The sequence below is a fragment of the Amycolatopsis roodepoortensis genome, from assembly GCF_024628825.1.
Classification (GTDB): domain Bacteria; phylum Actinomycetota; class Actinomycetes; order Mycobacteriales; family Pseudonocardiaceae; genus Amycolatopsis; species Amycolatopsis roodepoortensis.
This window is the reverse complement of record NZ_CP102415.1, coordinates 5,113,068-5,135,798: the sequence shown is the minus strand read 5'-3', so window position 1 is coordinate 5,135,798 and position 22,731 is coordinate 5,113,068. Positions and strand designations below refer to the sequence as shown.

Here is a 22,731-nt window from a genome sequence, read left to right as displayed (position 1 = left end):
CGGGCCGTGTGTAAGACTCTCGGCCGTGGCGTACCCCGGTGTTGATCAAGCGGCGAAACTCGAACTGGCGAGACTGGTCGGTGAACTGGCCGTCGTGCACGGCAAGGTGACCTTGTCCTCTGGCAAGGAAGCCGACTACTACATCGACCTCCGGCGGGCGACGCTGCATCACGCGGCCGCCCCGCTCATCGGGAAGCTGCTCCGCCAGCTCACGCACGACTGGGACTACGTCGCCGCCGGCGGCCTGACCCTCGGCGCGGACCCGGTGGCGCTGGCGATGCTGCACTCCGCGGCGACCGACGGCGTCGTGCTCGACGCGTTCGTCGTCCGGAAGGCCGTCAAGGAACACGGCATGCAGCGCCGGATCGAAGGCGTCGAGGTGCTGGGGCAGCGCGTGCTGGCCGTCGAGGACACCTCGACCACCGGCGGCAGCGTGCTCACCGCCGTCGAGGCGCTGCGCGAGGCCGGAGCGAACGTGGTCGGCGTCGCGACCGTCGTCGACAGGGACACCGGAGCGCGCGAGGCCATCGAGAAGGAAGGCCTCGAATACCGTTACATTCTGAACAAGGACGATCTCGGTCTGTCCTGACCGTTTGACGGTGCACCCGCGTCCGCGATCGACGTCGGCAGGGCGCCCTGCCACCGCGATAGCGGGGCCTTCGGCGGGCGGGTTCACGTGTTCGGTTGCTATCGGCCACGTCTTCCAGCTCCGCCTGCTGTCCTGAGAGTAAAGCCTCCCGAACGGGGCATCCTCTGTGCGAACGGAGGATGCCCCGTTTTTTCGTGAGCGTTTCTCAATACGAGAGGGGTAACGTCGCAGGTAGGGGTGTGAAAGGGGGCTTGAGGTGACGGGTTTCCTGGCGAACGTGACAGTCGCGGTGCATATTTTCGCGCTGTTGTTCATCGGATTCGGTGGTTTCCTCGCGTGGCGGTGGCCAAAGGTGATCTTCGTGCATGTGTTCTTCGCCGCATGGGGGGTCCTCGTCAACGTCTTTCCGTGGCCCTGCCCGCTGACGGCGGCGGAGAACTACTTCCGGCACCAGCAGGGTCTCGGCGATCTGCCCGGCGGCTTCAACGCCTACTACCTCTACGACACCGTGTTCCCGCGCTCGTCGCTGCCGGTCGTCGTCGTGATCGCGATGGCGACGGTGATCATCTCCTACATCGGCGCGTACCAGCGCTGGCGTCACCGCCACCACGACGGGGACGCACCGGCGCACCGCGTCAGCATGGGCTGAGTGACAATCACCGGGTGACTGAGAACGAGGCCGGCCCCACCGAATGGGTGGCGAAGGAAGAGGTCGGCGTCGGTCCGTGGGAGGGCGAGTGGCCCTCGGACGAGCGCTACGACCCCGAACTCCTGGCCAACGGTGACCGCCGCAACGTCGTCGACCCGTACCGCTACTGGCGGCGCGAGGCCATCGTGTCCGATGTGGACAGCCGTCGGCACCCGTTCCACGTGGCGATCGAGAACTTCCAGCACGACCACAACATCGGCACCGTGGTCCGGACGGCGAACGCCTTCGCCGCCGCCGCGGTGCACATCGTCGGACGGCGGCGCTGGAACCGGCGCGGTGCCATGGTCACCGACCGCTACCAGCACCTTCTCCACCATGAAGACGTCGACGGGCTGCTGACCTTCGCCGCGACGGAGGGGCTCGCCGTGGTCGCCGTCGACAACACCCCCGGCTCTCAGCCCGTCGAGACCGCCGAGCTGCCGCGCGAGTGTGTCCTGCTGTTCGGCCAGGAAGGGCCGGGTCTGTCGGCCGAGGCGCAGAAGACGGCGTCACTGGTGGTCTCGATCGCGCAGTTCGGCACGACCCGATCGATCAACGCCGGTGTCGCCGCCGGGATCGTCATGCACGCCTGGGTCCGGCAGCACGCCGACCTCTCCCAGGCCTGGTGACCTCTCGCGTCCAGAGGGCGAAATGCGGCTAGACGGGGGTCACCTCGACCGGGATCCCGTTCAGCACGGCGTTCCCCGACGGGACGTCGAGCAGGGTCTCGTCGGCGACCAGGTTCGAGTTGACCCCGGCGTGCGCGGCGGCGACCTTCGTCCGCGTTCCGTCGATGTCGTGACCCCAGCCGTGCGGCATGCTCACCACCCCTGGCCGGACGTCGGCCGTGACCTCCACCGGCGCTTCGAGCTTCCCGGCCCGCGACGTCACCGCCGCGAGCCCGCCGTCGGTCAGTCCGAGGCGGGAGGCGTCGTCCGGGTGAACCTGGACGGTGCACCGGTTCCCGCCGCGTACCAGCGGCGTCAGGTTGTGCATCCACGAGTTGTTCGAGCTCAGGTGCCGACGTCCGATCAGCAGCAGCCCGCCGTTCGGCGTCTTGTCCAGCTCCGCGCGCAGGCGTGGGACGTCCTTCGTGATCGCTTCCGGCGCCAGCTCGACCTTCCCGCTCGCGGTGGCGAGCGCCTCCGGCAGCCGCGGTTTCAGCGCCCCGAGGTCGATGCCGTGCGGGGCGGCTTCGAGGTCGGCCAGGCTCAGCCCGTACGGCCCGCCGCGCAGCATCAGGTCGATCATCCGCTCCGGTCCCGTGCGGCCTTCGGCGAGCGCCAGGTCGACGCCGGTGCGCCGCGCCGTCTCGCCCGCGACCATCGTGTCGAACGTGGCGACGTCGACGTCCGGGCCCTGGCCGGCGGCGATCCCCGCCAGCCGCAGCAGCGTCACCCACTCCTGCGGCATCTCGGTCTCCAGCGCCTGCGGTGTCCAGTTCGCGACGTTGCGGACGGCGAGCGCGTACAGCGCGACGTCGTAATGCGGCCGCTCCAGCGGTGACGGCCCGGGCAGGATGACGTCGGCGTGCCGCGTTGTCTCGTTGAGGTACACGTCGAGCGAGACCATGAAGTCCAGCTGCCGCAACGCTTCCGTGAGCCGCGCGGAGTTGGGCGTGCTCAGCGCCGGGTTGCCGCTGATGGTCACCAGCGCCCGCACCTGGCCTTCGCCGGGCGTCTCGATCTCGTCCGCGAGCGTGGCCACCGGCAGTTCGCCGAGCACCTCGGGATACCCGCGCACCCGGCTCGTCCAGCGGCCGCTGGTGAACGGCGAGGACCGGCGCGGCCGCCAGAGCGCGGGCAGCGGGAACATCACGCCGCCTTCGCGATCGAGGTTGCCGGTCAGCGTGTTGACGACGTCGACCAGCCAGCTCGCGACCGTGCCGAACGACTGCGTCGTCGTCCCCATCCGGCCGTACACCGCGGCGCGTTCGGCGTCCGCGAGTTCGAGCGCGATGCGGCGGATCTCGGCGGCGTCGATCCCGGTCGCGGGCGCGACCGCCTCCGGCGTGAAGGGCTCCGCGAGTGCTCGGACCTCGTCGACACCGTCGACATGCTCGCCGGGACGGACGCGGTTCTCCGCGAACAGGACGTTGACCAGCGCGAACAGGAACAAAGCGTCGGTGCCCGGCCGGATCGCGTGGTGCTCGTCGGCGAGCTGCGCCGTCCGGGTGCGGCGCGGGTCGAGGACGACGATCTTGCCGCCGCGCTTCTGGATCCCGCGCAGTCTCCCGCGGGTGTCCGGGGCGGTCATCAGGCTTCCGTTGGACACCAACGGGTTCGCACCGAGGATGAGCAGGTGCTCGGTGCGGTCGAGGTCGGCGACGGGAATGGTCTGCGGGTCGCCGAAGAGGTAGCCGGAGGAGAAGTGCTTCGGCATCTGGTCGACCGTGGTCGCGGTGTAGAAGTTCCTGGTGCCCAAGGCTTTGAAGAACACGCGGCCGTAGAGCACCAGCGCCGCGTTGTGCACCGTCGGGTTGCCGGAGTAGACGGCGACGGCGTTCTTGCCGTGCTCGTCGATGATGGGCCGGAGCCGCCGGTCGATCTCGGCGAACGCCTCGTCCCAGGTGACCTCGACGAACTCGCCGTCGCGTTTCACCAGCGGCGCGGTGAGCCTGTCCGGATCATGATGCAGCGCGCCGAGCGAAGCGCCCTTCGGGCAGATGTAGCCCTGGGAGAAGACGTCCTCGCGGTCCCCCTGCACGCGGGTGACCAGGCTCTTCTCGTCGATCGTCACCTCCAGCCCACAGGTGGCTTCGCAGAGCGGGCAGGTCACGTGCGCCGTGGTCATGCAGCACCTCGCGGGTTCGGGAGTCCTCCCAACATACTGAGCGGTATGTCACCGGGCAAGGGATGATGGCGCGATGACTGCTCTCGCCGACCGGGCCGCGATCGCCGAGCGCGCGATCCGCGACCGGCATCTGCGCCGCGTGTGGGGGCTGCCCGGGACCGTGCTCGGCCGGAGCGGCTGGCCGCCGTCGGCGGGACAACGCGTCCACTGGCACTGGAACTACTGGTGGCAGGCGCATCTGCTGGACACCCTCGTCGACGCCCAGCTGCGGGACCCTTCACCGGATCGGCTGAAGCTGATCGACCGGTTCGTGGTGTCCGTGCGGCTGCGCAACTTCGGCAAGTGGATCAACGACTACTACGACGACATCGCCTGGCTCGGCCTCGCGCTGCAACGCGTCGGACATCTCGGGCTGGACGTCCGCGGCGGGCTGGAGGCGATCAGTTCGCGGCTGCGCGAAGGCTGGACCGACGACGCGGGCGGCGGGATCTGGTGGCGCGTCGGCGACGACTTCAAGAACGCGCCCGCGAACGGCCCGGCCGCGATCTTCCACGCGCGCGAAGGCGCCGCCGAACATGCGCGTGGTCTGACCGGCTGGATGACCGAGCGGCTCGTCGACCCGGATTCCGGACTCGTGTGGGACGGCCTGCGGGTCGGCAGCGGCGAACTGGTCAAGCATATTTTCACGTACTGCCAAGGGGTTTACCTCGGCGCCTGCCTCGAACTGTCCGAAATGGACAGAGTCGAGCGGACGATCCACGCGGTCGCGGAACACGTCGCCCCGAACGGCGTGATCCGGGGGCAGGAAGGCGGCGACGGCGGATTGTTCGCCGGGATCCTCGCCCGGTACCTGGCGCTCGCGGCGCCGCTGCTGCCGAGCGGGATCGCGCGCGAACTGGTCATCCGGTCGGCTGACGCGTGCTGGTCCGGTGCCACCGAGACGCCGCACGGGCCGCTCTTCAGTGCCGACTGGGCGACTCCGGCGCCTTCGCTGCCGCTCGCGGGTGATGCCCCCGAACGCGACTTGTCCGTCCAGGTGAGCGCGTGGATGCTGCTGGAGGCCGCCGCGACCCTCGACGCCCGCATTTAGTCCTCTGAATGCGTCACCAGACGCCCTGAACGACCCGGTCCTGACCCCTGGGCTCGCCCCCCACGGCCGGGCGCACGTGTCGCGAAAGCCACTTTCGGGACATCAGGCGTCGCGAAAGTGGCTTTCGCGACGTCAGCGGTGGGCGGGAGCGTGACTTGGCCCGCCGATGTCTGACCGCATTTAGAGGACTGAATGCGTCACCAGACGTCGCCGGACCGCCAGTCGCAGGTGATCTCCCCGTCCAGATCCAGGGTGACCCCCACCGGCAGCACGTGGATCGACCCGTCGTCCTCCTTCGTCGCCTCGATACCCGAAGGCGTCATGGCCGACGAAGTACCGCGCCACAGCAGCCAGCCCCGCGACGCGTAGAACTCCAGCGCCTCGTCGGACGCCGAAAGCGCCCCGAGGTCGTATGCCTTCCGCAGGACCCGCTCCAGCGCGTCCATCATCGCGGCGCCGTGCCCGCGCCGCCGGTGGTCCGACCGGACGGCGACCGCCTCGATATAACCCGTGCGGAGGACCCGTCCGTCGTGCACGAGCCGTCGCTGGACCAGTGACGCGTGCCCGATCAGCTCGCCGCTCTCCCAGACGAGCGTGTGCATGCCGCCGAGCGAGTTCTCCCAGTCGTGGTCGCTGAAATCGCCGTCGAAGGCGTCGTCCAGCAGAGCGCGTGCCGCCCTCAGCACGCCTGCTTCGAGGTCGGCGGTGTGCACGGTCCACAGGTCGGTCATTCCGCCATCATCACCCGGCGGCGGGCTTCTCACCAGCGAGATCCGAAGCACTCTTCACCGCTGAGGATCAATCGGCGCTGTAGTGATTCAGCAGCCGCACGAGTGCCGGTGGATGAAGCGCGGCGCGAGCCGTACGGATTCGGGTCGTCGCTCCGGGTCGGTGATCCGGGCCAGCAGGAGTTCGACGGCCTTGCGCCCGATCTCCTCGATCGGCTGCGCCATCGTGGTGACCGCCGGGGTCACCTGTCCCGCCCACTCCATGTCGCCGTAGCCGACGATCGCGAGATCCCGCCCGATCCGGATGCCGAGCCGGTGCGCCTCGTACTGGACGCCGATCATCATCGCCTCGCTCGCCACCACGAGCGCGGTCGGCGACGGCCAGCTGTCGAGCAGCTTCGCCGTCGCGGCGGCGGCCCCGCCCGGCGTCGACTGCCCGCACGCGACCAGTTGCGACGTCCACCGGAGGCCGGAGCGGCCGAGGCCGAGGCGGTAGCCCAGCGCCCGCTCCTCGTAGGTGGTCATGTCCTCTTCGCCCGAGATGAAGCCGATCTTGCGGTGCCGCAGTCCGGCGAGGTGCCGCACGAGCGCGCACACGGCCTGGATGTTCTCGGAGCCGACCTGGTCGACGTCGTTGCGGCCGGCCATCCGGTCGACGAGCACGGTCGGCACGCCCATCCGGACCAGCCCGTTGATCACCGCTTCGTCGCCGGCCGCCGGGACGAGCAAGACCCCGTCGACGCGGTCCGCCCGCAGCGCGCGGATGACCGCGGCTTCTTCGGCGACGCTGTCTCCGGTGTCCGCGAGGGTGATCTCGCAGCCGTGACGGCGTGCGGCGCGGCGGATGGCGCGGACCAGTTCACCCGAATACGGGTTCGCGTGCATCGCCATGGCCACCCCGAACCGGTGGGTGACAGGGGTGTCCTCCCACAGGGGTAACGCCGGGGACAGTGCGGTCATCGCTCCACGCCTTCATTCGAGCTTGAATGACGGTAACGGCTGACCGAGCGTCACTCGGCGGCAAGACCGGAAAGTCTCCCAACAATCATCAATGTGAGTGAACGAGAGCGCATCCGCAGGACGCGCGATGGCGGAGCGTAGGCGGAATCCGCATCGTCTGGGCCTTGCGTGCCGGATCGTTGATCCTGGCCAGCAGCAGACGCACCGCCTGTGTGCCTATCTCCTCGATCGGCTGCGCCATCGTGGTCAGCGGCGGATCGACCAGATCGGCCCATTCGACGTCGTCGTAGACCACCACCGGCAGGTCGACGCCCGCCCGCAGCCCTCGGCGCCGAAGCTCGTGCAGCACTCCGACCATCATGGTGTCGTTGGCGACCACCAGCGCCGTCGGCGGCTCCGGCAGCGCGAGCAGCGTGCTCAGCGCGAGCGCCCCACCGGCCTGCGAGGACTGGCCGCACGCGACCAGCTCCTCCGACCAGGTCAAACCCGAGCGGCCGAGCCCCAGCCGGTAGCCGAGGATGCGCTCTTCGCTCGTGCTGAGCCCGGCGGTGCCGCTGATCATGCCGATCCGCTGATGCCCGAGCGACGCCAGATGCGCGGTCAGCGCGGACGTCGATTGGATGTTCTCCGCGCCGACCTGGTCGACGTCGGTGCGGGTGGAGAGCCGGTCGATGAGCACGGTCGGGACGTCGAGCGAGACGAGTTCACCGATCACCGATCCGTCGCCGGGCGACGGCGTGATCAGCAGCCCGTCGACCCGGCGCGAACGCAGCGTCCGCACGGTCTCGCGCTCGGTGTCGACGGTGTCGTGCGTGTCCGCGAGCAAGACCGTGTACCCGGCCAGCGCGGCTTCGCGTTCGATCGCCTGGATCAGGACGGCGAAGTACGGGTTCGCGATGAGGGAGATCGCGACGCCGATCGACCGCGTCCCGCCGGTGACCAGCGAGCGGGCGATGGCGTCGCCGGTGTAGCCGGTCTGCTCGATCGCGCGGAGGACCGCCAGCTTGGTGTCCTCGGCCACCGCCCTCGTCCCGTTGACCACGTGGGACACGGTGGTGATCGAGACGCCGGCCAGTTCGGCGATGTCGCGTTGGGTGGGGCGGGACGAGCGAGACGGCGGCATTACCAATCCTCGGGAGTCAGCTGGCAAGCGTTTGCGCAAACGCTTGCGACTGAGCATAACCCTGTCTACCTTCCGGTCCATCACGGACAGCCTTGAATCGGAGGGCATCCCCATGAGACAGCGCAGTCTCGCCGCGCTCGCCATGGCCACCGCACTCGCGGTGACCTCGGCAGGGTGCACCGTCGAACGCCACTGGGGTGGCGGATCGAACGCGGGCGGTGGTGGCAAGGCCAAGGTCGGCCTGGTCACGAAGACCGACACCAATCCCTACTTCGTGGAGCTGAGAGCGGCCGCCAAGGCCGCCGCCGAGGCGAACGGCGCGGAGTTCAGCGCGCTCGCCGGCCAGTTCGACGGCGACAACGACGGCCAGGTCCGGGCCATCGAGAACCTCATGCAGCAGGGCGCGAACACCATCCTGATCACGCCGAGTTCCTCGACCGGCGTGCTCGACGCCATCGACCGCGCCCGCAAGGCGGGGGTGCTGGTGATCGCGCTCGACACGGCGACCGAACCGGACACCGCCGTCGACGCCACCTTCGCCACGGACAACTTCGAGGCCGGACGTCAGCAGGGCGCGTACGTCAAGGCCGCGCTGGCGGGCAAGCCACCGAAGCTGTTCATGGTGGACGGCACCGCCGGGTCCACAGTGGACACCCAGCGGCACACCGGGTTCCTCAAGGGCATCGGGCTGACCGACGCGTCGCCGGAGATCAAGGGCAAGACGCCGGCGAACGGCGACCAGAGCCTCGCTCAGCAGGGCGTGGAGAACCTGTTGCAGCGCACCACCGACATCAACGCCGTCTACACGATGAACGAGCCGATGGGCCGCGGCACGTACGCCGCGCTCCAGGCCCGCGGCCTGGTGAACCAGATCGTGATGGGCTCGATCGACGGCGGCTGCGAAGGCGTCAAGAACGTGCGCGACGGCCAGTACGCCGCGACGGTCATGCAGTTCCCCAAGAAGATGGCCGAGCAGGGCGTCCTCGCCGCCGTCGAATACGCCAAGACCGGCAAGAAGCCGAGCGGGTTCGTGAACACCGGTTCCGCGGTGATCACGGACAAGCCGATCCCCGGCGTGGAAAGCCAGGACACCAAGTGGGGCCTCGAGAACTGCTGGGGGACGAAATGACCACTGCGACCCTCAAGAGCAACGAACGGCCGTCGATCGGTGAGTTCTTCCTGCGCGCGCCCGCCGTCGGGCCGGCGCTGGCCCTGCTCGTCGCGATCGTGGTGTTCTCGCTGTCGACGGACACCTTCCTCGATCTCGACAACCTTTCCCTTGTGGTGCAACAGTCCCTGGTGATCGGCACGCTCGCCCTCGGGCAGACGCTGATCATCCTGACCGCGGGCATCGATCTTGCCAACGCGGCCGCGATGGTGCTCGCGACGCTGATCATGGCGAAACTCGTGGTCGGCGGCGTCTCCGGGATCTGGGCGCTGCTGCTGGGGATCGTGGCGACCGTGGTGATCGGCATGGTCACCGGTTCGCTGGTCACCCGGATCAAACTGCCGCCGTTCATCGTCACGCTCGGCCTGCTGACCGTGCTCACCGCGGCCGCGAAACTGTTCGCGAGCGGGCAGGCCGTCCCGGTCGCCGACGAACTGCTCAAATGGCTCGGCACCCGCCGGTACCTGTTCGGCGGCATCCCGATCACCTACGGCATGACGCTCGCTTTGCTGATGTACCTGGGACTTTGGTACGCGCTCACGCGGACGCCCTGGGGCAAGCACGTCTACGCGGTCGGCAACGCGCCGGAATCCGCGCGGCTCTCCGGGATCAAGGTCAACCGCACGATCCTTTCGGTGTACATCGTCGCCGGCGTGATCGTCGGGATCGCGGCCTGGCAGGCGCTCGGCCGCGTGCCGAACGCCGACCCGAACGCCTTCCAGCTCGGCAACCTCGACTCCATCACCGCGGTGGTGCTCGGCGGCGCGAGCCTGTTCGGCGGCCGGGGTTCGGTACTCGGCACGATGATGGGCGCGCTGGTCGTCGCGGTCCTGCGGTCCGGGCTGACGCAGCTCGGAGTGGACGCGCTCTACCAGGACGTCGCCACCGGCGCCCTGCTCATCGGCGCGGTCTGCGTCGACCGGTTCGCGAGGAGGCAGCAGTCATGACGACGCCCACGTTGTCCGCTCAAGGGCTGGTCAAACGCTACGGCCGGGTCACCGCCATCGAGGGCGCCGACTTCGAGCTGTTCCCCGGTGAGGTGCTCGCCGTCGTCGGCGACAACGGCGCCGGGAAGTCGAGCCTCATCAAAGCCCTTTCGGGCGCGGTGATCCCGGACGCCGGAGAGATCAAAGTGGACGGTCAGACCGTCCACTTCAGGTCCCCTTTGGACGCTCGCCACTACGGGATCGAGACGGTGTACCAGGATCTCGCCGTCGCGCCCGCGCTCGACATCGCTTCGAACATGTTCCTCGGCCGGGAAAGGCGGCGCACGGATCTCTTCGGGCAGCTGTTCCGGAAGCTGGACACCGCGGCCATGCGGGCCGACGCGCAGCGGATCCTCGACGAACTCGGCATCAACATCAAGTCCATCACGCAACCGGTGGAGACGTTGTCCGGTGGGCAACGGCAAGGTGTCGCGGTCGCGCGGGCGGCGGCCTTCGGGACCAAGGCGGTGATCATGGACGAGCCCACCGCCGCGCTCGGCGTCGCCGAATCCGGCAAGGTGCTCGACCTGATCAACCGCATCCGCGAACGCGGCCTGCCGGTGGTGCTGATCAGCCACAACATGCCGCACGTGTTCGACATCGCCGACCGCATCCACGTGCACCGCCTCGGCAAGCGCGTCGCGGTGGTCTCGCCGAAGACGCACACCATGAACCAGGTCGTCGGCCTGCTCACGGGTGCGTTGAAGATCGGTGAGAACGGCGAGGTCGAAGAGGTCGCGTCGGCCGTCCACACAGGACTGTAGTTGAGAGTGCTGCTGGCGGGCCTGTGCACCGTCGACCAGGTTCAGCGCGTCGCCGAGATCCCGGCGCCGGGCGAGAAGGTGCGTTCGCTGTCGATGGACGTCGCCGCCGGGGGGCCGGCGACGAACGCGGCGGTGACCGTGGCCGCGCTCGGCGCCGGGGCGACGCTCCTGACGGTCGCCGGTGCGCACCCGCTGGCGGCGCTCGCGCGCGCGGACCTCGAAACGCACGGCGTCGACCTGGTCGACCTCGATCCCGGACGGCCCGACCCGCCCGCGATCAGCGCCATCGTCGTCCGTGACTCCGACGGCGAGCGCACCGTCGTCTCGCGCAACGCCCACGCTTCCTCGCGATTCGTCCTCTCGATGCGGTCCTTGCACGCGCAACTACCGCATTCAGAGGACGAAATGCCCGGGTGTGTGCTTCTCGACGGGCACCATCCGGAGGTGGCGCTGGAGGTCGCGCGCTGGGCGAAGAAGCGCGCGATACCGGTGGTGCTCGACGCCGGGAGCTGGAAGCCGGTCTTCCCCGAACTCCTCCCGCTGGTCGACATCGCGGCGTGCTCGTTGCTGTACCGCGGGGGCGACCCGCGCGAGCACGGCGTGCCGGTGGTCATCACGACCGCCGGGCCCGATCCGGTCCGCTGGTCGACGGCGGACGAATCCGGTGCCGTCCCCGTCCCGGTCGCCCGGGCGCGTGACACGCTGGGCGCGGGCGACGTGTGGCACGGGGCTTTCGCGTACGCGGTCGCCCAGGACCGAGGGGACGTCCCGGGCTGGATCGAGTTCGCCAACGAGGTGGCCGCCGAACGGGTGCGGCATGAAGGACCGAGGTCGTGGACGGCCGCGGTCGCGAAGATGGGAGAAGGATGACTGCCATGCCTCCGGTGTTCGAGGACCTGTTGAACAGGGCGCAGGCGCTGGCGAAGCCGGGACAGCGCAGCGTGCTCGGGATCGTCGGCGCCCCCGCGTCCGGCAAGACGACGCTGGCCTGGGGACTGGCGAAGGCGCTGGGCACGAGGGCCGCGGTGGTCGGGATGGACGGCTTCCACCTGGCGCAGGTGGAACTGCAGCGGCTCGGGCGGGTGGAGCGCAAGGGCGCGCCGGACACCTTCGACGCCGCCGGGTACGTACACCTGCTGCGTAGGCTCGCCGAAGGCCGCGAGACGGTCTACGCGCCCGAGTTCCGCCGGGAGATCGAAGAGCCGATCGCCGGCGCCGTCGCGGTCACGCCGGACGTCCCGCTGGTCATCACCGAGGGCAACTACCTGCTCATGCAGGACGACCCGTGGAGCGGCGTGAAGCCGATCCTCGCCGAGTCGTGGTTCCTCGCGCCGGACGAACCCGAGCGCATCGAGCGGCTCGTTTCCCGGCACCGCCGCTACGGCCGTTCCCTGGTCGAAGCGCGTCGCCGCGCGCTGGGTTCCGACCAGCGCAACGCCGATCTGATCGCGTCCACCAGCGGCCGGGCCGACCTGGTCCTCGAGAACCTCCCGCTGGTTAACTTCGCCATATGACAGGTGTTCTCATCGTCACCGGCGGCAGCAAGGGCATCGGCGCGGCGGTCTGCGAACTGGCCGCCGCGCGCGGTTACGACGTCGTCGTCAACTACGCGGGTGACGCCGAAGCGGCCGAGGACGTCGCCTCGCGCGTCCGGAAGCACGGCGTCCGGGCGATCACCCGGCGCGGTGACGTCGCGTCCGAAGAAGACGTGGTGGCCCTGTTCGACGCCGCCGTCGAGCTCGGTCCGCTCGCCGGGCTGGTCGCGAACGCGGCCATCACCGGCAACACCCCCGGCCGCTTCGACGAATATGACGTCGACGTGGTCCGTCGTGTCGTCGATGTCAACATCACGGGTGTCTTCCTGTGCGTCCGCGAGGGCATCCGACGGATGTCCACCCGGTACGGCGGTGAGGGCGGCTCGATCGTGACGCTGTCCTCCACCGCCGCGCGGACCGGTTCGCCGGGGGAATGGGTGCATTACGCGGGCACCAAGGCCGCGGTCGAAACGATGACCTACGGCGTGGCGCAAGAAGTGGCGAAAGAAGCCGTCCGGGTGAACGCCGTCGCACCAGGGATGATCCACACCGGACTGCACGCCGCGGCGGGCTTGCCCGACCGGATGGAGCGGATCGCGCCGACCATCCCGATGGGACGGGCGGGCGAACCCGGCGAAGTCGCGGAAGCCGTGCTGTGGCTGCTTTCCCCGGCCGCGTCGTACACCACCGGGACGGTGCTGACCGTCGGCGGAGGACGTTGACACCCAGGGCCACGAGGCGGTCACGAGGCGATATCGGCTCCGCGTGCGGTTCAGCCACTTTTTAACACTGTTTCCCGGCGGATATCACGATTCATGTGGGAAGTCGGCGGATCGCCTCGTGGCTCCAGGCGCCTGTGTCACCCTGGTGGCGCCCCCAAGCTCTTGATCAGGACGGTCATCCCCGATGTCCAAGCTCATGTCTGTGCACCACCTGGCACTCACCGTGACCGACGTGGACCGGAGCGTGCCGTGGTACGCCCGAGTGCTCGAACTCGAGGAGTTCACGCGTCGTGAGGACCCCGAAACGGGGCTGCGGAAGGTCGTGCTCAGGTCGCCCAGCGAGGGTTTCGCGGTGGTGCTCGTCGAGCACCAGGACACCGAGCGGCCGCGGTTCGACGAACGACGCACAGGTCTGGACCACGTGGCGTTCAAGGTCTCTTCGCGCTCGGAGCTGGCCGAATGGGAAGCGCGGCTTTCGGAATACGGCGTTTTCTACACGCCGTCGACGGGCTCCCGGACCTTGGCGGGCTCGTCGGTCATCGTGTTCCGTGACCCCGACGGGATCCAGCTGGAGATCTGGGCCGACCCCGAGGTCTAGGCAGTGCTCTCTTCGGTCTCTTCGGCGGGCCGCCGCATCTCCTGGCGGTAGCGGATCACGCCGTACGCCGTGCCCACCACGAAGAACGCGACGCTCACCCAGAGCGCGACCGTCTTCACCCACGGAAGCTGGTCCAGCAGACCGGCGCCGTAGTAGCCGAGCAGCACCAGCGTCGGCACCCAGAGCAGCCCGCCGAGCGCGGTCGCGAGCGCGAACCGGCGCGGATCCATCCGCGCGGTCCCGGCGATGAGCGGCGCGAGCGTGCGGATCCACGGGATCCAGCGCGCGGCGACGATGGCGAAGAAACCCTTGCGATCCAGGAAGGCCCTGGCGCGGTCCAGGTTGTGCCGGTTCAGCACCTTGCCGCCGCGGCGCGCGATCAGTTTCGTGCCCGTCGACCGGCCGATGTAATACCCCACCTGGTTGCCGAGGATCGCGACGAGCAGCGCGGCGGCCGACAGCAGCCACGCGTTCAGGTCGGAGCCGTGCTGCGCGAGGACGACCCCGGCCGCGAACAGCAGGGAGTCGCCGGGCAGGAAAAGGCCGATGATCAGCGCGCACTCCACGAAGATGAAGCTCAGCACGATCACCCAGACGAGCACCGGCCCGGCGGTGTCGAGCCAGCTCACGCCGATGCCCGCGGCCTCGGTGTACACCTCAGTCACGACGCGAGCCTACGTGTACTTCGCGAACCGCATGCGGCCGAACCGTGGAATCGGGGTGTCAACGGCCCGGTCACCCGCGGCGAGATGGTCGTGAGTGGCGCTTCGGGTCAGGACAAAGGGGTGTCTTGGGTACCTACTGAATGTGGCGGCCAGGTGGACTACACGATCGTCACCAGCCTCACCAGTCACGGCTGCTGCGCGTGAAGGCCCCCTTCCCTCGGCTCAGCCGAGGAAACTCGACCTTCACTCCTACCCCAAGTACATGAAGGCCCCCTTCCTTGTACTGCAGGGGCGACCAACCCGACCCAGGCCGCACCGCCGCCCCACCCGCGCGATGAAGGGGCCTTTCCTCGCGAAATTCGCGAGAAAAGGCCCCTTCGCAGCGCTTGTGACTAGTGCTCGACAAGCTCGTCGAGCGCCTGGTCGTAACTCAGCCGGACGTCGTGTTCGGCCTGCTCACCGCCCAGGAGATCGACCCGGCTGGTCGCCGGCGGATAGCCGCTGGCGATCACCGTGTAGGTCCCGGCGGGCAGGTCGCTGACCGTGTAGTTGCCCTCCGCGTCGGTCCTCGCCACGGCGGCGACGCCACCCGAGGAATCGAGCACGGTGATCCGCGCGTCCGGCACCACCCGGTCGCCGTCGGTGCGGGCGACCCCGCTCAGCAGGATCGTGCTGACCAGCTCGAAGTCGTGGCGCAGCACCCCGGCCCCGGTGGCGGTCAGCGTCGCCGCGACCGGCCGGAACCAGCGGCCGCTGGCGACGAGCGTGTACCGCCCGCCCACGATGCCGGCGAACGAATAGGCGCCGTTCTCGTTCGTGTGCGTCCTGGCCACCTGATTGCCGTTGTGGTCGATCAGGGTCAGCGCCGCACCCGCGACGTTCGTGGCGTCGTCCCGGCGGACATGCCCGCTGATCTGGGCGGATCCGGCCCGGTACGCCCCGTTCCCGTTGGTCATCGCGTGCTTCCCGGCCTCGACGGGCGCGGTCACGACCGTCTTCTCCGACGCCGTTTCGACAGGCGCGTCGTCCTCTTCGAGGAGTGCTTCGCCGCCTTCGAGGGCCGAAGCCGCCGAAGGAGCGGAGCCGCCGAGAAGCGGGATCTCCTTCATGAACATCAGGACCAGCGTCGCCAGCAGCGCGACCGCGCCCGCCACGTAGAACACCGTGGTGATCGACTCGGTGAAGCCGATCAGCACCGGGGTCTTGATGGCCTCGGGCAGATTCGCGATACCGCTCGTGTTCGTGGTGAGGTCACCCAGCGCCGCGGCGCCCTCACCGGTCGGCGCGTTGCCGCCGAACGCCTTGGTGATGTTGCCCGGCAGGACGTTGAACAGGATCGTCAGGAACACCGCGACACCCGCGGTACCACCGATCTGCCGGAAGAACGTCGCCGAAGCGGTCGAGACGCCCATGTCACTGCGCGGGCCCGCGTTCTGCACCGCGATGATCAGCGTCTGCATGCAGGAACCGAGGCCGAGCCCGATGATCGCGGCCGCGACGAGCGGGTGCCACAGCGCGCTGTTGTACTCGACCTGCGCGAAGAAGAACGCGCCGCCCGCGATCAGCAGCGTGCCGATCACCGGGAACACCTTGTAGCGTCCGGTTTTGCTGGTGATCTGGCCCGAGATGATGGAGGCGCTCATGATGCCCGCCATCAGCGGGATCATCAGCAGCCCCGACTCGGTCGGCGAGAACTCCTGCACCACCTGCATGTACTGCGGGATCATCATGATCGCGCCGAACATCGCGACACCGACGATGACGCCGCCGATGATCGCCACCGTGAAGGTCGAGTTCTTGAACAGCCGCAACGGGATCAGCGCCGCGTCCTTCATCAGCTTCTCGATGAAGATGAAGGCGACCACGCCGACACCGCCGATGATGTAGCAGAGGATCGCGTTCTGCGAGCCCCAGCCCCACTTGTTGCCCTGCTCGGCGACGATCAGGAACGGGACGACGGCGACGATGAGCGCGAGCCCGCCCCACCAGTCGATCTTGTGGTCGTGGCGCTGGTGCGGCACGTTGAGCACGCGGGCGACGACGAACAGCGCGACGATCGCGATCGGCACGTTGATCAGGAACACCCAGCGCCAGCCGGCGATGTCGTAGCCGAAGACGCTGCCGAGCTTGTCGAAGTCGGCGAAGAACCCGCCGAGCACCGGGCCGAGCACGGTGGAGATACCGAACACGGCCAGGAAGTAACCCTGGTAGCGGGCGCGTTCCCGCGGCGGCACGATGTCGCCCATGATCGTCATCGCCAGCGACATCAGGCCGCCGGCGCCGAGACCCTGGATCGCACGGAACGCGGCCAGCTCGTACATCGACGTCGCGAAGGCCGAGGCGACCGAGCCGATCAGGAAGATCGAGATTGCGGCGATGTAGAACGGCTTGCGCCCGTAGATGTCGGACAGCTTGCCGTAGATCGGCGTGACGATCGTCGAGGTGATCAGGTAGGCCGTGGTGATCCAGGCCTGCAGGTCGAACCCGTTGAGGTCGTTGGCGATCCGGACGATCGAGGTGCCGACGATGGTCTGGTCGAGCGCGGCGAGGAACATGCCCGACATCAGGCCGATCAGGATCGTGACGATCTGACGGTGACTGAGCCGGGGACCATCTTCTTGGATGGCTGGCGGACTTTCTACTGCGGAACTCATTGCTTCAGGCCCCCTTGGCCTTCGACGCCGACGCGGGGTCGGCGAACTGTGGAGATGTTTTTTCGAGGTCGTCGTTCAGCCGGTGGAACAGCGAGTTGAGGGTCTTCCGGTCTTCGTCGGACCAGTCACCGAGCACCTCGGCGAGCCACTGGTTCCGTTGCTTGCGGTTCTCCTCGAACACCCGATGCCCCTCGGCGGTCGGTGCGAGCAGGCAGGCACGGCCGTCTTCGGGGTCGGCCAGGCGCTCGACCAGCCCGTGCTGGACGAGCGAGCTCGACTGCCTGCTGATGGTCGAGATCTCGGAGTGCAGGAACTCGGCGAGTTTGCTGGTCCGCTGGGGGCCGACGTGGATGAGGCAGAAGAGGATCGCGTACGCGGCCCGCTCGATACCGTCCGGTCCCTGCTTGGACACCTGGGACTTCGCCCGGTTGACCAGGCGCACGAGCCGCACGAGCTCGTGCCCGAGGGTGTCGGCCAGATCGAGGTCGGCCTTCGACCTGGTGCCGGGTGTCGTGGGTGTCATGGTGGTCTCTCTCGCCGGTTGCTTGGTCACTGCAACTAGTTGCCTAGAGCAAGGATGTTCCTCCCAGGGCTCGCCTCGCAAGGAGAAAGTGACGTTGTGTGTCCGATGACACTTTAGTTGCCGCATGCAAGCACATTTATTCGTGCATGTTTGTCCGATTCGCCCTGAGCTGCACTTTTGCTTTGATGGAGGCATGACCGACTCCGCGCTCTACGCGATCCTCGCCGCCCGCAACTTCGGCACCCTCGCCACCATCAAGCGGGACGGCAGGCCTCAGTTGTCCACCGTCAACTACCTCTACGACGCGGACGCCGGCGCGATCCTGATCTCGATCACCGCTCCGCGCGCCAAGACCAAGAACCTCCAGCGCGACCCGCGGGCGACGTTCCACGTGTCGACCGAGAGCGGCGACGGCTACGTCGTCGTCGAAGGGACGGCGGTGCTCACGCCGGCCGCCGCTTCGCGCGACGACGCGACCGTCGACGCGCTCGTGGACCACTACCGGCGGGCGCGGGGCGAGCACCCGGACTGGGACGAGTTCCGCGACGCCATGGTCGCCGACCAGCGTGTTCTGCTCACCATCCCGATCGAGCGCGTCTACGGGATCCAGATGTAGGTCTCCCGCGTTTCGTCCTCTGGATGCGGTCCTTGCGCGTGCGACTACCGCATTCAGAGGACCGAACGCGTCAGCGCTGGATGCGGGCCTTGATCTCGTCGATCCGGTCGAGCAGGGGGCTCGCGTCTTCCCGGCCGAGCGCCGCCCGCAGGTAGAGGCCGTCGCCCACCAGGATGATCAGTTCGGCGGCCAGCGGGTCGTCGACGTGCTCGCTGATCAGGTCGTGGAGCTTCTGGTTGTAGACCTGGACGACCTCGGCGACCCTCGGTTCGTTGAGCATGATCCGGATCGTCGCCATGGTCGTGCGGTGCAGCGCCTTGCGCTCGGTGACGTCGGTGATCGCCGTCCGCAGGTACCAGGAAACGACGCCTTCGGGTGCCTTCCGTGCCTCTTCGAGATCCGCTTCCGACAACGTGGCGAGACGCTCCATCAGGCCTTCCACCAGGGATTCCTTGGAGCCGAAGTGGTAGAGCAGGCCACCCTTCGAGACCCCGGCGTGCGCGGCGACGGCGTCGAGGGTGACCCCGCCGGGGCCTTGCTCGATGAGGATCTCCTCGTACGAGTCGAGGATGCGTTCCTTCGCGGTGGGCTTCGCCATATCAGTTGACTATACCGTCTGGACGGTTTACCTTCGCATCAGGCGGTAACTGTACCGTCCAGACGGTTTAGTCAGAAGGAGAGTGCGCCATGGCGAGGCGCAAGCAGTGGTGGGCGTTGGCGGTACTGGTACTTCCGGTGCTGCTGATCAGCGTGGACATGACGGTGCTCGGGTTCGCGCTGCCGTTCCTGTCCGAGGATCTGGCGCCCACCGGTGCGGAGCAGTTGTGGATCGTCGACATCTACTCGTTCATGCTGGCGGGCCTGCTGGTCCTGATGGGCACGCTCGGTGACCGCATCGGCCGCCGCAAGCTGCTGCTCATGGGCGCCGCGGCGTTCGGTGCCGCGTCGGTGCTCGCCGCCTTCTCGACCAGCGCGTTCATGCTGATCATCGCCAGGGCGCTGCTCGGTGTCGGTGGCGCGACGCTGATGCCGTCGACGCTGTCGCTGATCCGCAGCATCTTCGTCGACCCCAAACAGCGCCGGATCGCGATCGCGGTGTGGAGCGCCGGGTTCTCCGGCGGGATGGCGGTCGGGCCGGTGCTCGGCGGCTGGCTGCTGGAGCACTTCTGGTGGGGTTCGGTCTTCCTCATCAACGTCCCGGTGATGCTGGTGCTGCTGATCGTCGGACCGTTCGTGCTGCCGGAGGCGCGTGACCCGAAGCCGGGTCGCTTCGACCCGATGTCGGCGCTGCTGTCGCTGGCCGCGATGCTGCCGGTGGTCTACGGCATCAAGCTGGTCGCCGAACACGGCTTCACCTGGAAGGCCGCGGTCAGCGTCGTGATCGGGCTCGCGCTCGGTGTCGTGTTCGTCCGCAGGCAGAACAGCCTCGACGAGCCGATGCTCGACCTGAAGCTGTTCGCGAACCGGGCCTTCAGCGGCTCCGTCGTGACGAACATGCTCGGCGTGTTCGCCATGGTCGGCCTGCTGTTCCTGGTGCCGCAGTACCTGCAGCTGGTGCTCGGGCTGACCCCGGTCGTCGCCGCGCTGTGGATGCTCCCCGCGACGGTCGCCGGTGTCGCCGGCGCGCTCCTCGCGGCCTGGCTCGCGAAGCGGATCCGGGTTTCGCTGCTGGTCAGCGGTGGTCTGCTGGTCGCGGCGGTCGGCTTCCTCGCGCTGACCCAGGTGTCGTCCGGCGGCGGGCTCGCCTACGTCGTGGTGTCGTTCACGCTGCTCGGCGGTGGTGTGGCCCTGTCGGAGACGCTGACGAACGACCTGGTCATCTCGGCCGCGCCGGCCGAACGCGCCGGGGCCGCTTCGGCGATCTCCGAGACCGGGTTCGAGCTGGGCGGCGCGCTCGGCACAGCCATCCTCGGCAGTGTCGCGACCGCGGTCTACCGGTCCGGCCTGCCGGAAGGGACGGCCGAATCCGCCCGGGACACGCTCGGCGGCGCGGTCGCGACGGCGCAGCAGCTCGACCCTGCCGCGGGGCAGACGCTCCTGGAATCGGCCCGCGAAGCCTTCACTCAGGGGGTGCACGTCACCGCATGGGCAGGCGTGGCCGTGCTCGTCTATACAGGTGTTCAGGCCTTTGTTCTGCTAGATCGGAAAAAAAATTCCGCAGTGCGGAGCTGATCCGGCCTACGATGAGGGTATGAACAACCATGCCCTGCTCACCCGGCTCCGCGAGCATCTCGGCGACGCCGCGGTGCTCACCGACACCGACGTCACGGATGCCTACTCGCGCGACATGATGCCGCTGGCCGACAGCGGCAAACCCCTCGCGGTGGTGCTGCCGTCCGACGTGGAGGGTGTGCAGGCCGTGGTCAAGGCCTGCGCGGAGTTCAAGGTGCCGATCGTGCCCCGCGGCGCCGGCAGTGGTCTGTCCGGCGCCGCGAACGCGATCGACGGCTGTGTCGTGCTGGTGCTGACGAAACTCGACCAGATCGTCGAAATCGACGAAGGCAACCGGCTCGCCGTCGTGCAGCCCGGCGTGGTGAACCTCGATTTCCGCAACGCGGTGGAGAAGCACGGCCTGTTCTATCCGCCGGACCCGTCGAGCTACGACTGGTGCACCATCGGCGGGAACCTGTCCACCAACGCGGGCGGTCTGTGTTGCGTGAAGTACGGCGTCACCACGGATTCCGTGCTGGGCTTGGAAGTCGTGCTCGCCGACGGCTCGGTGCTGAAGACCGGGCGCCGCACGGTGAAGGGTGTCGCGGGCTACGACCTCGCGCGGCTCTTCGTCGGCAGTGAGGGCACGCTCGGCGTGATCACGCAGGCGACCGTCGCGCTGAAACCGTTGCCACAGCTGCCCGCCACGCTCGTCGCCGCCTTCAACAGCACGGAGGCGGCGGGCGAGGCCGTCGCGCGAGTCGTGCGCGAGGGTCTGGTGCCGTCGCTCATGGAGATCATGGACGCGACGTCCATCAAGGCGGCCGAGGCCTACCTCAAGACCGACCTCGGCACGAGTTCGGACTGCAAGGCCTTGCTGCTCGCGCAATCCGACTCCGGCGGCGAGGTCGCCCGCCGGGAACTCGCGGTGCTGGAACAGATCTGCGTCGACTGCGGCGCGGATCTGGCGTACGCCACCGAAGATCTCGAAGAGGGCAAGATGCTGCTGCAGGCGCGGCGGGTCGTGCTCACCGCGCTGGAGATGTACGGCGTCTGGCTGACCGACGACGTCTGCGTGCCGCGCACGCGGATCGCCGAACTGATCGCCGGCTGCGAGCGGATCAGCGAAGAAGTGGGCCTGCGGATCGCCGTCGTCGGCCACGCCGGTGACGGCAACATGCACCCGACCATCGTTTACGCGCAGGACTCCGAGGAGGAGTTCGCCCGCGCGCGGATCGCCTTCGACGCGATCCTCGACGTGGCCCTGTCGCTGGGCGGGACGGTCACCGGCGAGCACGGCATCGGCCGGATCAAACGCGAGTGGCTCGCCAAGGAGATCGGGGAGGTCGGCATCCAGGTGCACCGGCAGATCAAGCGGGCGCTGGACCCGGAGAACCTCTTCAACCCGGGCTCGATGTTCTCCCTCTGAAGCTCGTGAGGGCGAAGTGTCGGCTCATGACCACCGCCTGGCCGACCTCTCGCGCTCTCCATCCCGCTGACGTTGCGAAAGCCACTTTCCCAACCTTCAACGTTGCGAAAGTGGCTTTCGCGACGTTGCCACCTCCGCCGCTCCCGCCGAAGTACATGAAGGCCCCCTTCCTTGCGTTAGGCGCAAGGAAGGGGGCCTTCATGTACTTCGCGTGAGGGTCAGTCGCGCACGCGCGGGATCTGCTGCGTGACGTCCTCGGCGGTGTCGGCGACGAGGCCGGTCGCGGTGTTCGCGTGTTTCTTCTCGCGCCGCGACTTCAGGTACTCGATCACGATCGGCACCACGGACACCAGCACGATCAGGATGAAGATCGCGTCCACGTTGTCGCGGATGAACGCGACGCCGCCGAGCAGGTGGCCGAGCGCGGTGATCCCCGCGGCCCACAGGATGCCGCCGATGACGGTGTAGACGAAGTACTTCTTCGGGTCCATCTTGCCGATACCGGCGATCCAGGTGATGAACGTCCGCACGAACGGCACGAACCGCGCCAGCACGACCGCCTTCGGCCCGTGCTTCTCCAGGAAGGCGTGGGTCTGGTCCACGTACTTCTGGTTGAAGAACTTCGAGTCCGGCTTGCGGAACAGCCAGGGCCCGATCTTCCAGCCGAGGCCGTAGCCGACCGCGTTGCCGATCAGCGCGGCGACGGTGACCAGGACGCACACCAGCCACAGCGGCGCCTCGATCGAGCCGTTCGCGATGAACAGGCCCGCGGTGAACAGGAGTGAGTCACCGGGCAGCACCGGGAAGATGCTGCTCTCGATGAAGATGATCAAGCAGAGGATGGTGACGACCGGTACGGTCAGTCCGCTGAGCAGGTGCTGCGGGTCCAGCCACTCGGGCAGGAGCCCCATCGTCGTCACGGTGTTCTGCGCCAGGATCACACCAAAAC

23 protein-coding genes are annotated in these 22,731 nt (G+C 68.4%); 14 read left to right on the top strand and 9 right to left on the bottom strand.

Annotated elements, in window-relative coordinates; genetic code table 11:
• Positions 1-25: 25 nt before the first annotated feature.
• The 3 genes from pyrE (at position 26) to NQK81_RS24440 (ending at position 1,906) form a co-directional block, all read left to right on the top strand.
• A complete protein-coding gene (pyrE, locus tag NQK81_RS24450) occupies positions 26-589 on the top strand; it encodes an orotate phosphoribosyltransferase (protein WP_016338130.1) in 564 nt (187 codons plus the stop codon).
• A gap of 256 nt (positions 590-845) precedes the next feature.
• Positions 846-1,238, top strand: a complete 393-nt coding sequence (locus NQK81_RS24445) for a DUF2784 domain-containing protein (protein WP_257483412.1) — start codon at positions 846-848, stop codon at positions 1,236-1,238.
• Between the two features lie 14 nt (positions 1,239-1,252).
• A complete protein-coding gene (locus NQK81_RS24440; RefSeq protein WP_257483411.1) occupies positions 1,253-1,906 on the top strand; it encodes a TrmH family RNA methyltransferase in 654 nt (217 codons plus the stop codon).
• A 28-nt stretch (positions 1,907-1,934) separates the two neighbouring features.
• On the opposite strand, the gene NQK81_RS24435 is transcribed toward NQK81_RS24440, so the two are convergent.
• Positions 1,935-4,070: a molybdopterin-dependent oxidoreductase gene (locus tag NQK81_RS24435; RefSeq protein ID WP_257483410.1), complete on the bottom strand. Its 2,136-nt coding sequence runs from the start codon at positions 4,068-4,070 to the stop codon at positions 1,935-1,937.
• A 73-nt stretch (positions 4,071-4,143) separates the two neighbouring features.
• On the opposite strand from NQK81_RS24435, the gene NQK81_RS24430 reads away from it, so the two are divergent.
• Positions 4,144-5,160, top strand: a complete 1,017-nt coding sequence (locus NQK81_RS24430) for a glycoside hydrolase family 76 protein (protein ID WP_257483408.1) — start codon at positions 4,144-4,146, stop codon at positions 5,158-5,160.
• 197 nt (positions 5,161-5,357) lie between these two features.
• On the opposite strand, the gene NQK81_RS24425 is transcribed toward NQK81_RS24430, so the two are convergent.
• The 3 genes from NQK81_RS24425 to NQK81_RS24415 form a co-directional block, all read right to left on the bottom strand.
• Positions 5,358-5,891 carry a GNAT family N-acetyltransferase gene (locus NQK81_RS24425; protein WP_257483406.1) on the bottom strand — a complete coding sequence of 178 codons (534 nt, stop codon included), beginning with the start codon at positions 5,889-5,891 and terminating at the stop codon, positions 5,358-5,360.
• 87 nt (positions 5,892-5,978) lie between these two features.
• A complete protein-coding gene (locus NQK81_RS24420) occupies positions 5,979-6,848 on the bottom strand; it encodes a LacI family DNA-binding transcriptional regulator (protein WP_257483405.1) in 870 nt (289 codons plus the stop codon).
• Positions 6,849-6,936: 88 nt separating this feature from the next.
• On the bottom strand, positions 6,937-7,971 hold the full coding sequence (locus tag NQK81_RS24415) for a LacI family DNA-binding transcriptional regulator (protein WP_126736104.1): 1,035 nt from the start codon (positions 7,969-7,971) through the stop codon (positions 6,937-6,939).
• A 112-nt stretch (positions 7,972-8,083) separates the two neighbouring features.
• Between NQK81_RS24415 and NQK81_RS24410 the strand changes: the two genes are divergently transcribed.
• From NQK81_RS24410 to NQK81_RS24380, 7 genes are all read left to right on the top strand, one after another.
• Positions 8,084-9,100, top strand: a complete 1,017-nt coding sequence (locus NQK81_RS24410) for a substrate-binding domain-containing protein (protein ID WP_257483403.1) — start codon at positions 8,084-8,086, stop codon at positions 9,098-9,100.
• A complete protein-coding gene (locus NQK81_RS24405) occupies positions 9,097-10,086 on the top strand; it encodes an ABC transporter permease (protein ID WP_257483402.1) in 990 nt (329 codons plus the stop codon). Before NQK81_RS24410 ends, NQK81_RS24405 begins: the two co-directional genes overlap by 4 nt.
• Entirely contained in the window at positions 10,083-10,889 is an 807-nt protein-coding gene (locus tag NQK81_RS24400) for an ATP-binding cassette domain-containing protein (RefSeq protein ID WP_257483401.1), read from the top strand. The genes NQK81_RS24405 and NQK81_RS24400 overlap by 4 nt, the downstream gene beginning before the upstream one ends.
• Positions 10,890-10,895: 6 nt before the next feature.
• Positions 10,896-11,759: a PfkB family carbohydrate kinase gene (locus NQK81_RS24395; protein ID WP_257489830.1), complete on the top strand. Its 864-nt coding sequence runs from the start codon at positions 10,896-10,898 to the stop codon at positions 11,757-11,759.
• Complete coding sequence (locus NQK81_RS24390; RefSeq protein WP_126736098.1) at positions 11,756-12,403, top strand: nucleoside/nucleotide kinase family protein; 648 nt, start codon at positions 11,756-11,758, stop codon at positions 12,401-12,403. The genes NQK81_RS24395 and NQK81_RS24390 overlap by 4 nt, the downstream gene beginning before the upstream one ends.
• Positions 12,400-13,146 carry an SDR family oxidoreductase gene (locus tag NQK81_RS24385; protein ID WP_257483400.1) on the top strand — a complete coding sequence of 249 codons (747 nt, stop codon included), beginning with the start codon at positions 12,400-12,402 and terminating at the stop codon, positions 13,144-13,146. Before NQK81_RS24390 ends, NQK81_RS24385 begins: the two co-directional genes overlap by 4 nt.
• 184 nt (positions 13,147-13,330) lie before the next feature.
• A complete protein-coding gene (locus tag NQK81_RS24380; RefSeq protein ID WP_257483399.1) occupies positions 13,331-13,744 on the top strand; it encodes a VOC family protein in 414 nt (137 codons plus the stop codon).
• Here the strand turns inward: NQK81_RS24380 and NQK81_RS24375 are convergent.
• The 3 genes from NQK81_RS24375 to NQK81_RS24365 all read right to left on the bottom strand — a co-directional run bounded on the left by NQK81_RS24375 (position 13,741) and on the right by NQK81_RS24365 (position 17,586).
• Positions 13,741-14,409 (bottom strand): DedA family protein, encoded by a 669-nt coding sequence (locus NQK81_RS24375; protein ID WP_034312411.1) that lies wholly within the window; start codon positions 14,407-14,409, stop codon positions 13,741-13,743. The two genes, NQK81_RS24380 and NQK81_RS24375, sit on opposite strands and share 4 nt — an antisense overlap.
• A gap of 392 nt (positions 14,410-14,801) precedes the next feature.
• Positions 14,802-17,063 carry an MFS transporter gene (locus tag NQK81_RS24370; protein WP_257483397.1) on the bottom strand — a complete coding sequence of 754 codons (2,262 nt, stop codon included), beginning with the start codon at positions 17,061-17,063 and terminating at the stop codon, positions 14,802-14,804.
• Positions 17,064-17,067: 4 nt separating this feature from the next.
• Complete coding sequence (locus NQK81_RS24365; RefSeq protein WP_125679560.1) at positions 17,068-17,586, bottom strand: MarR family winged helix-turn-helix transcriptional regulator; 519 nt, start codon at positions 17,584-17,586, stop codon at positions 17,068-17,070.
• Between the two features lie 193 nt (positions 17,587-17,779).
• On the opposite strand from NQK81_RS24365, the gene NQK81_RS24360 reads away from it, so the two are divergent.
• On the top strand, positions 17,780-18,202 hold the full coding sequence (locus tag NQK81_RS24360; RefSeq protein ID WP_257483396.1) for a PPOX class F420-dependent oxidoreductase: 423 nt from the start codon (positions 17,780-17,782) through the stop codon (positions 18,200-18,202).
• A 70-nt stretch (positions 18,203-18,272) separates the two neighbouring features.
• Here NQK81_RS24360 and NQK81_RS24355 read toward each other — a convergent pair whose 3' ends face one another.
• Entirely contained in the window at positions 18,273-18,800 is a 528-nt protein-coding gene (locus NQK81_RS24355; RefSeq protein ID WP_257483395.1) for a TetR/AcrR family transcriptional regulator, read from the bottom strand.
• 89 nt (positions 18,801-18,889) lie between these two features.
• On the opposite strand from NQK81_RS24355, the gene NQK81_RS24350 reads away from it, so the two are divergent.
• Together NQK81_RS24350 and NQK81_RS24345 are read left to right on the top strand one after the other, a co-directional pair.
• Positions 18,890-20,374 carry an MFS transporter gene (locus NQK81_RS24350; RefSeq protein WP_257483393.1) on the top strand — a complete coding sequence of 495 codons (1,485 nt, stop codon included), beginning with the start codon at positions 18,890-18,892 and terminating at the stop codon, positions 20,372-20,374.
• Positions 20,375-20,393: 19 nt separating this feature from the next.
• Positions 20,394-21,782, top strand: coding sequence for an FAD-binding oxidoreductase (locus NQK81_RS24345; RefSeq protein ID WP_126736295.1), 1,389 nt, complete (start codon positions 20,394-20,396; stop codon positions 21,780-21,782).
• 218 nt (positions 21,783-22,000) lie between these two features.
• On the opposite strand, the gene NQK81_RS24340 is transcribed toward NQK81_RS24345, so the two are convergent.
• Entirely contained in the window at positions 22,001-22,723 is a 723-nt protein-coding gene (locus NQK81_RS24340) for a DedA family protein (RefSeq protein ID WP_126736294.1), read from the bottom strand.
• Positions 22,724-22,731 lie beyond the last annotated feature (8 nt).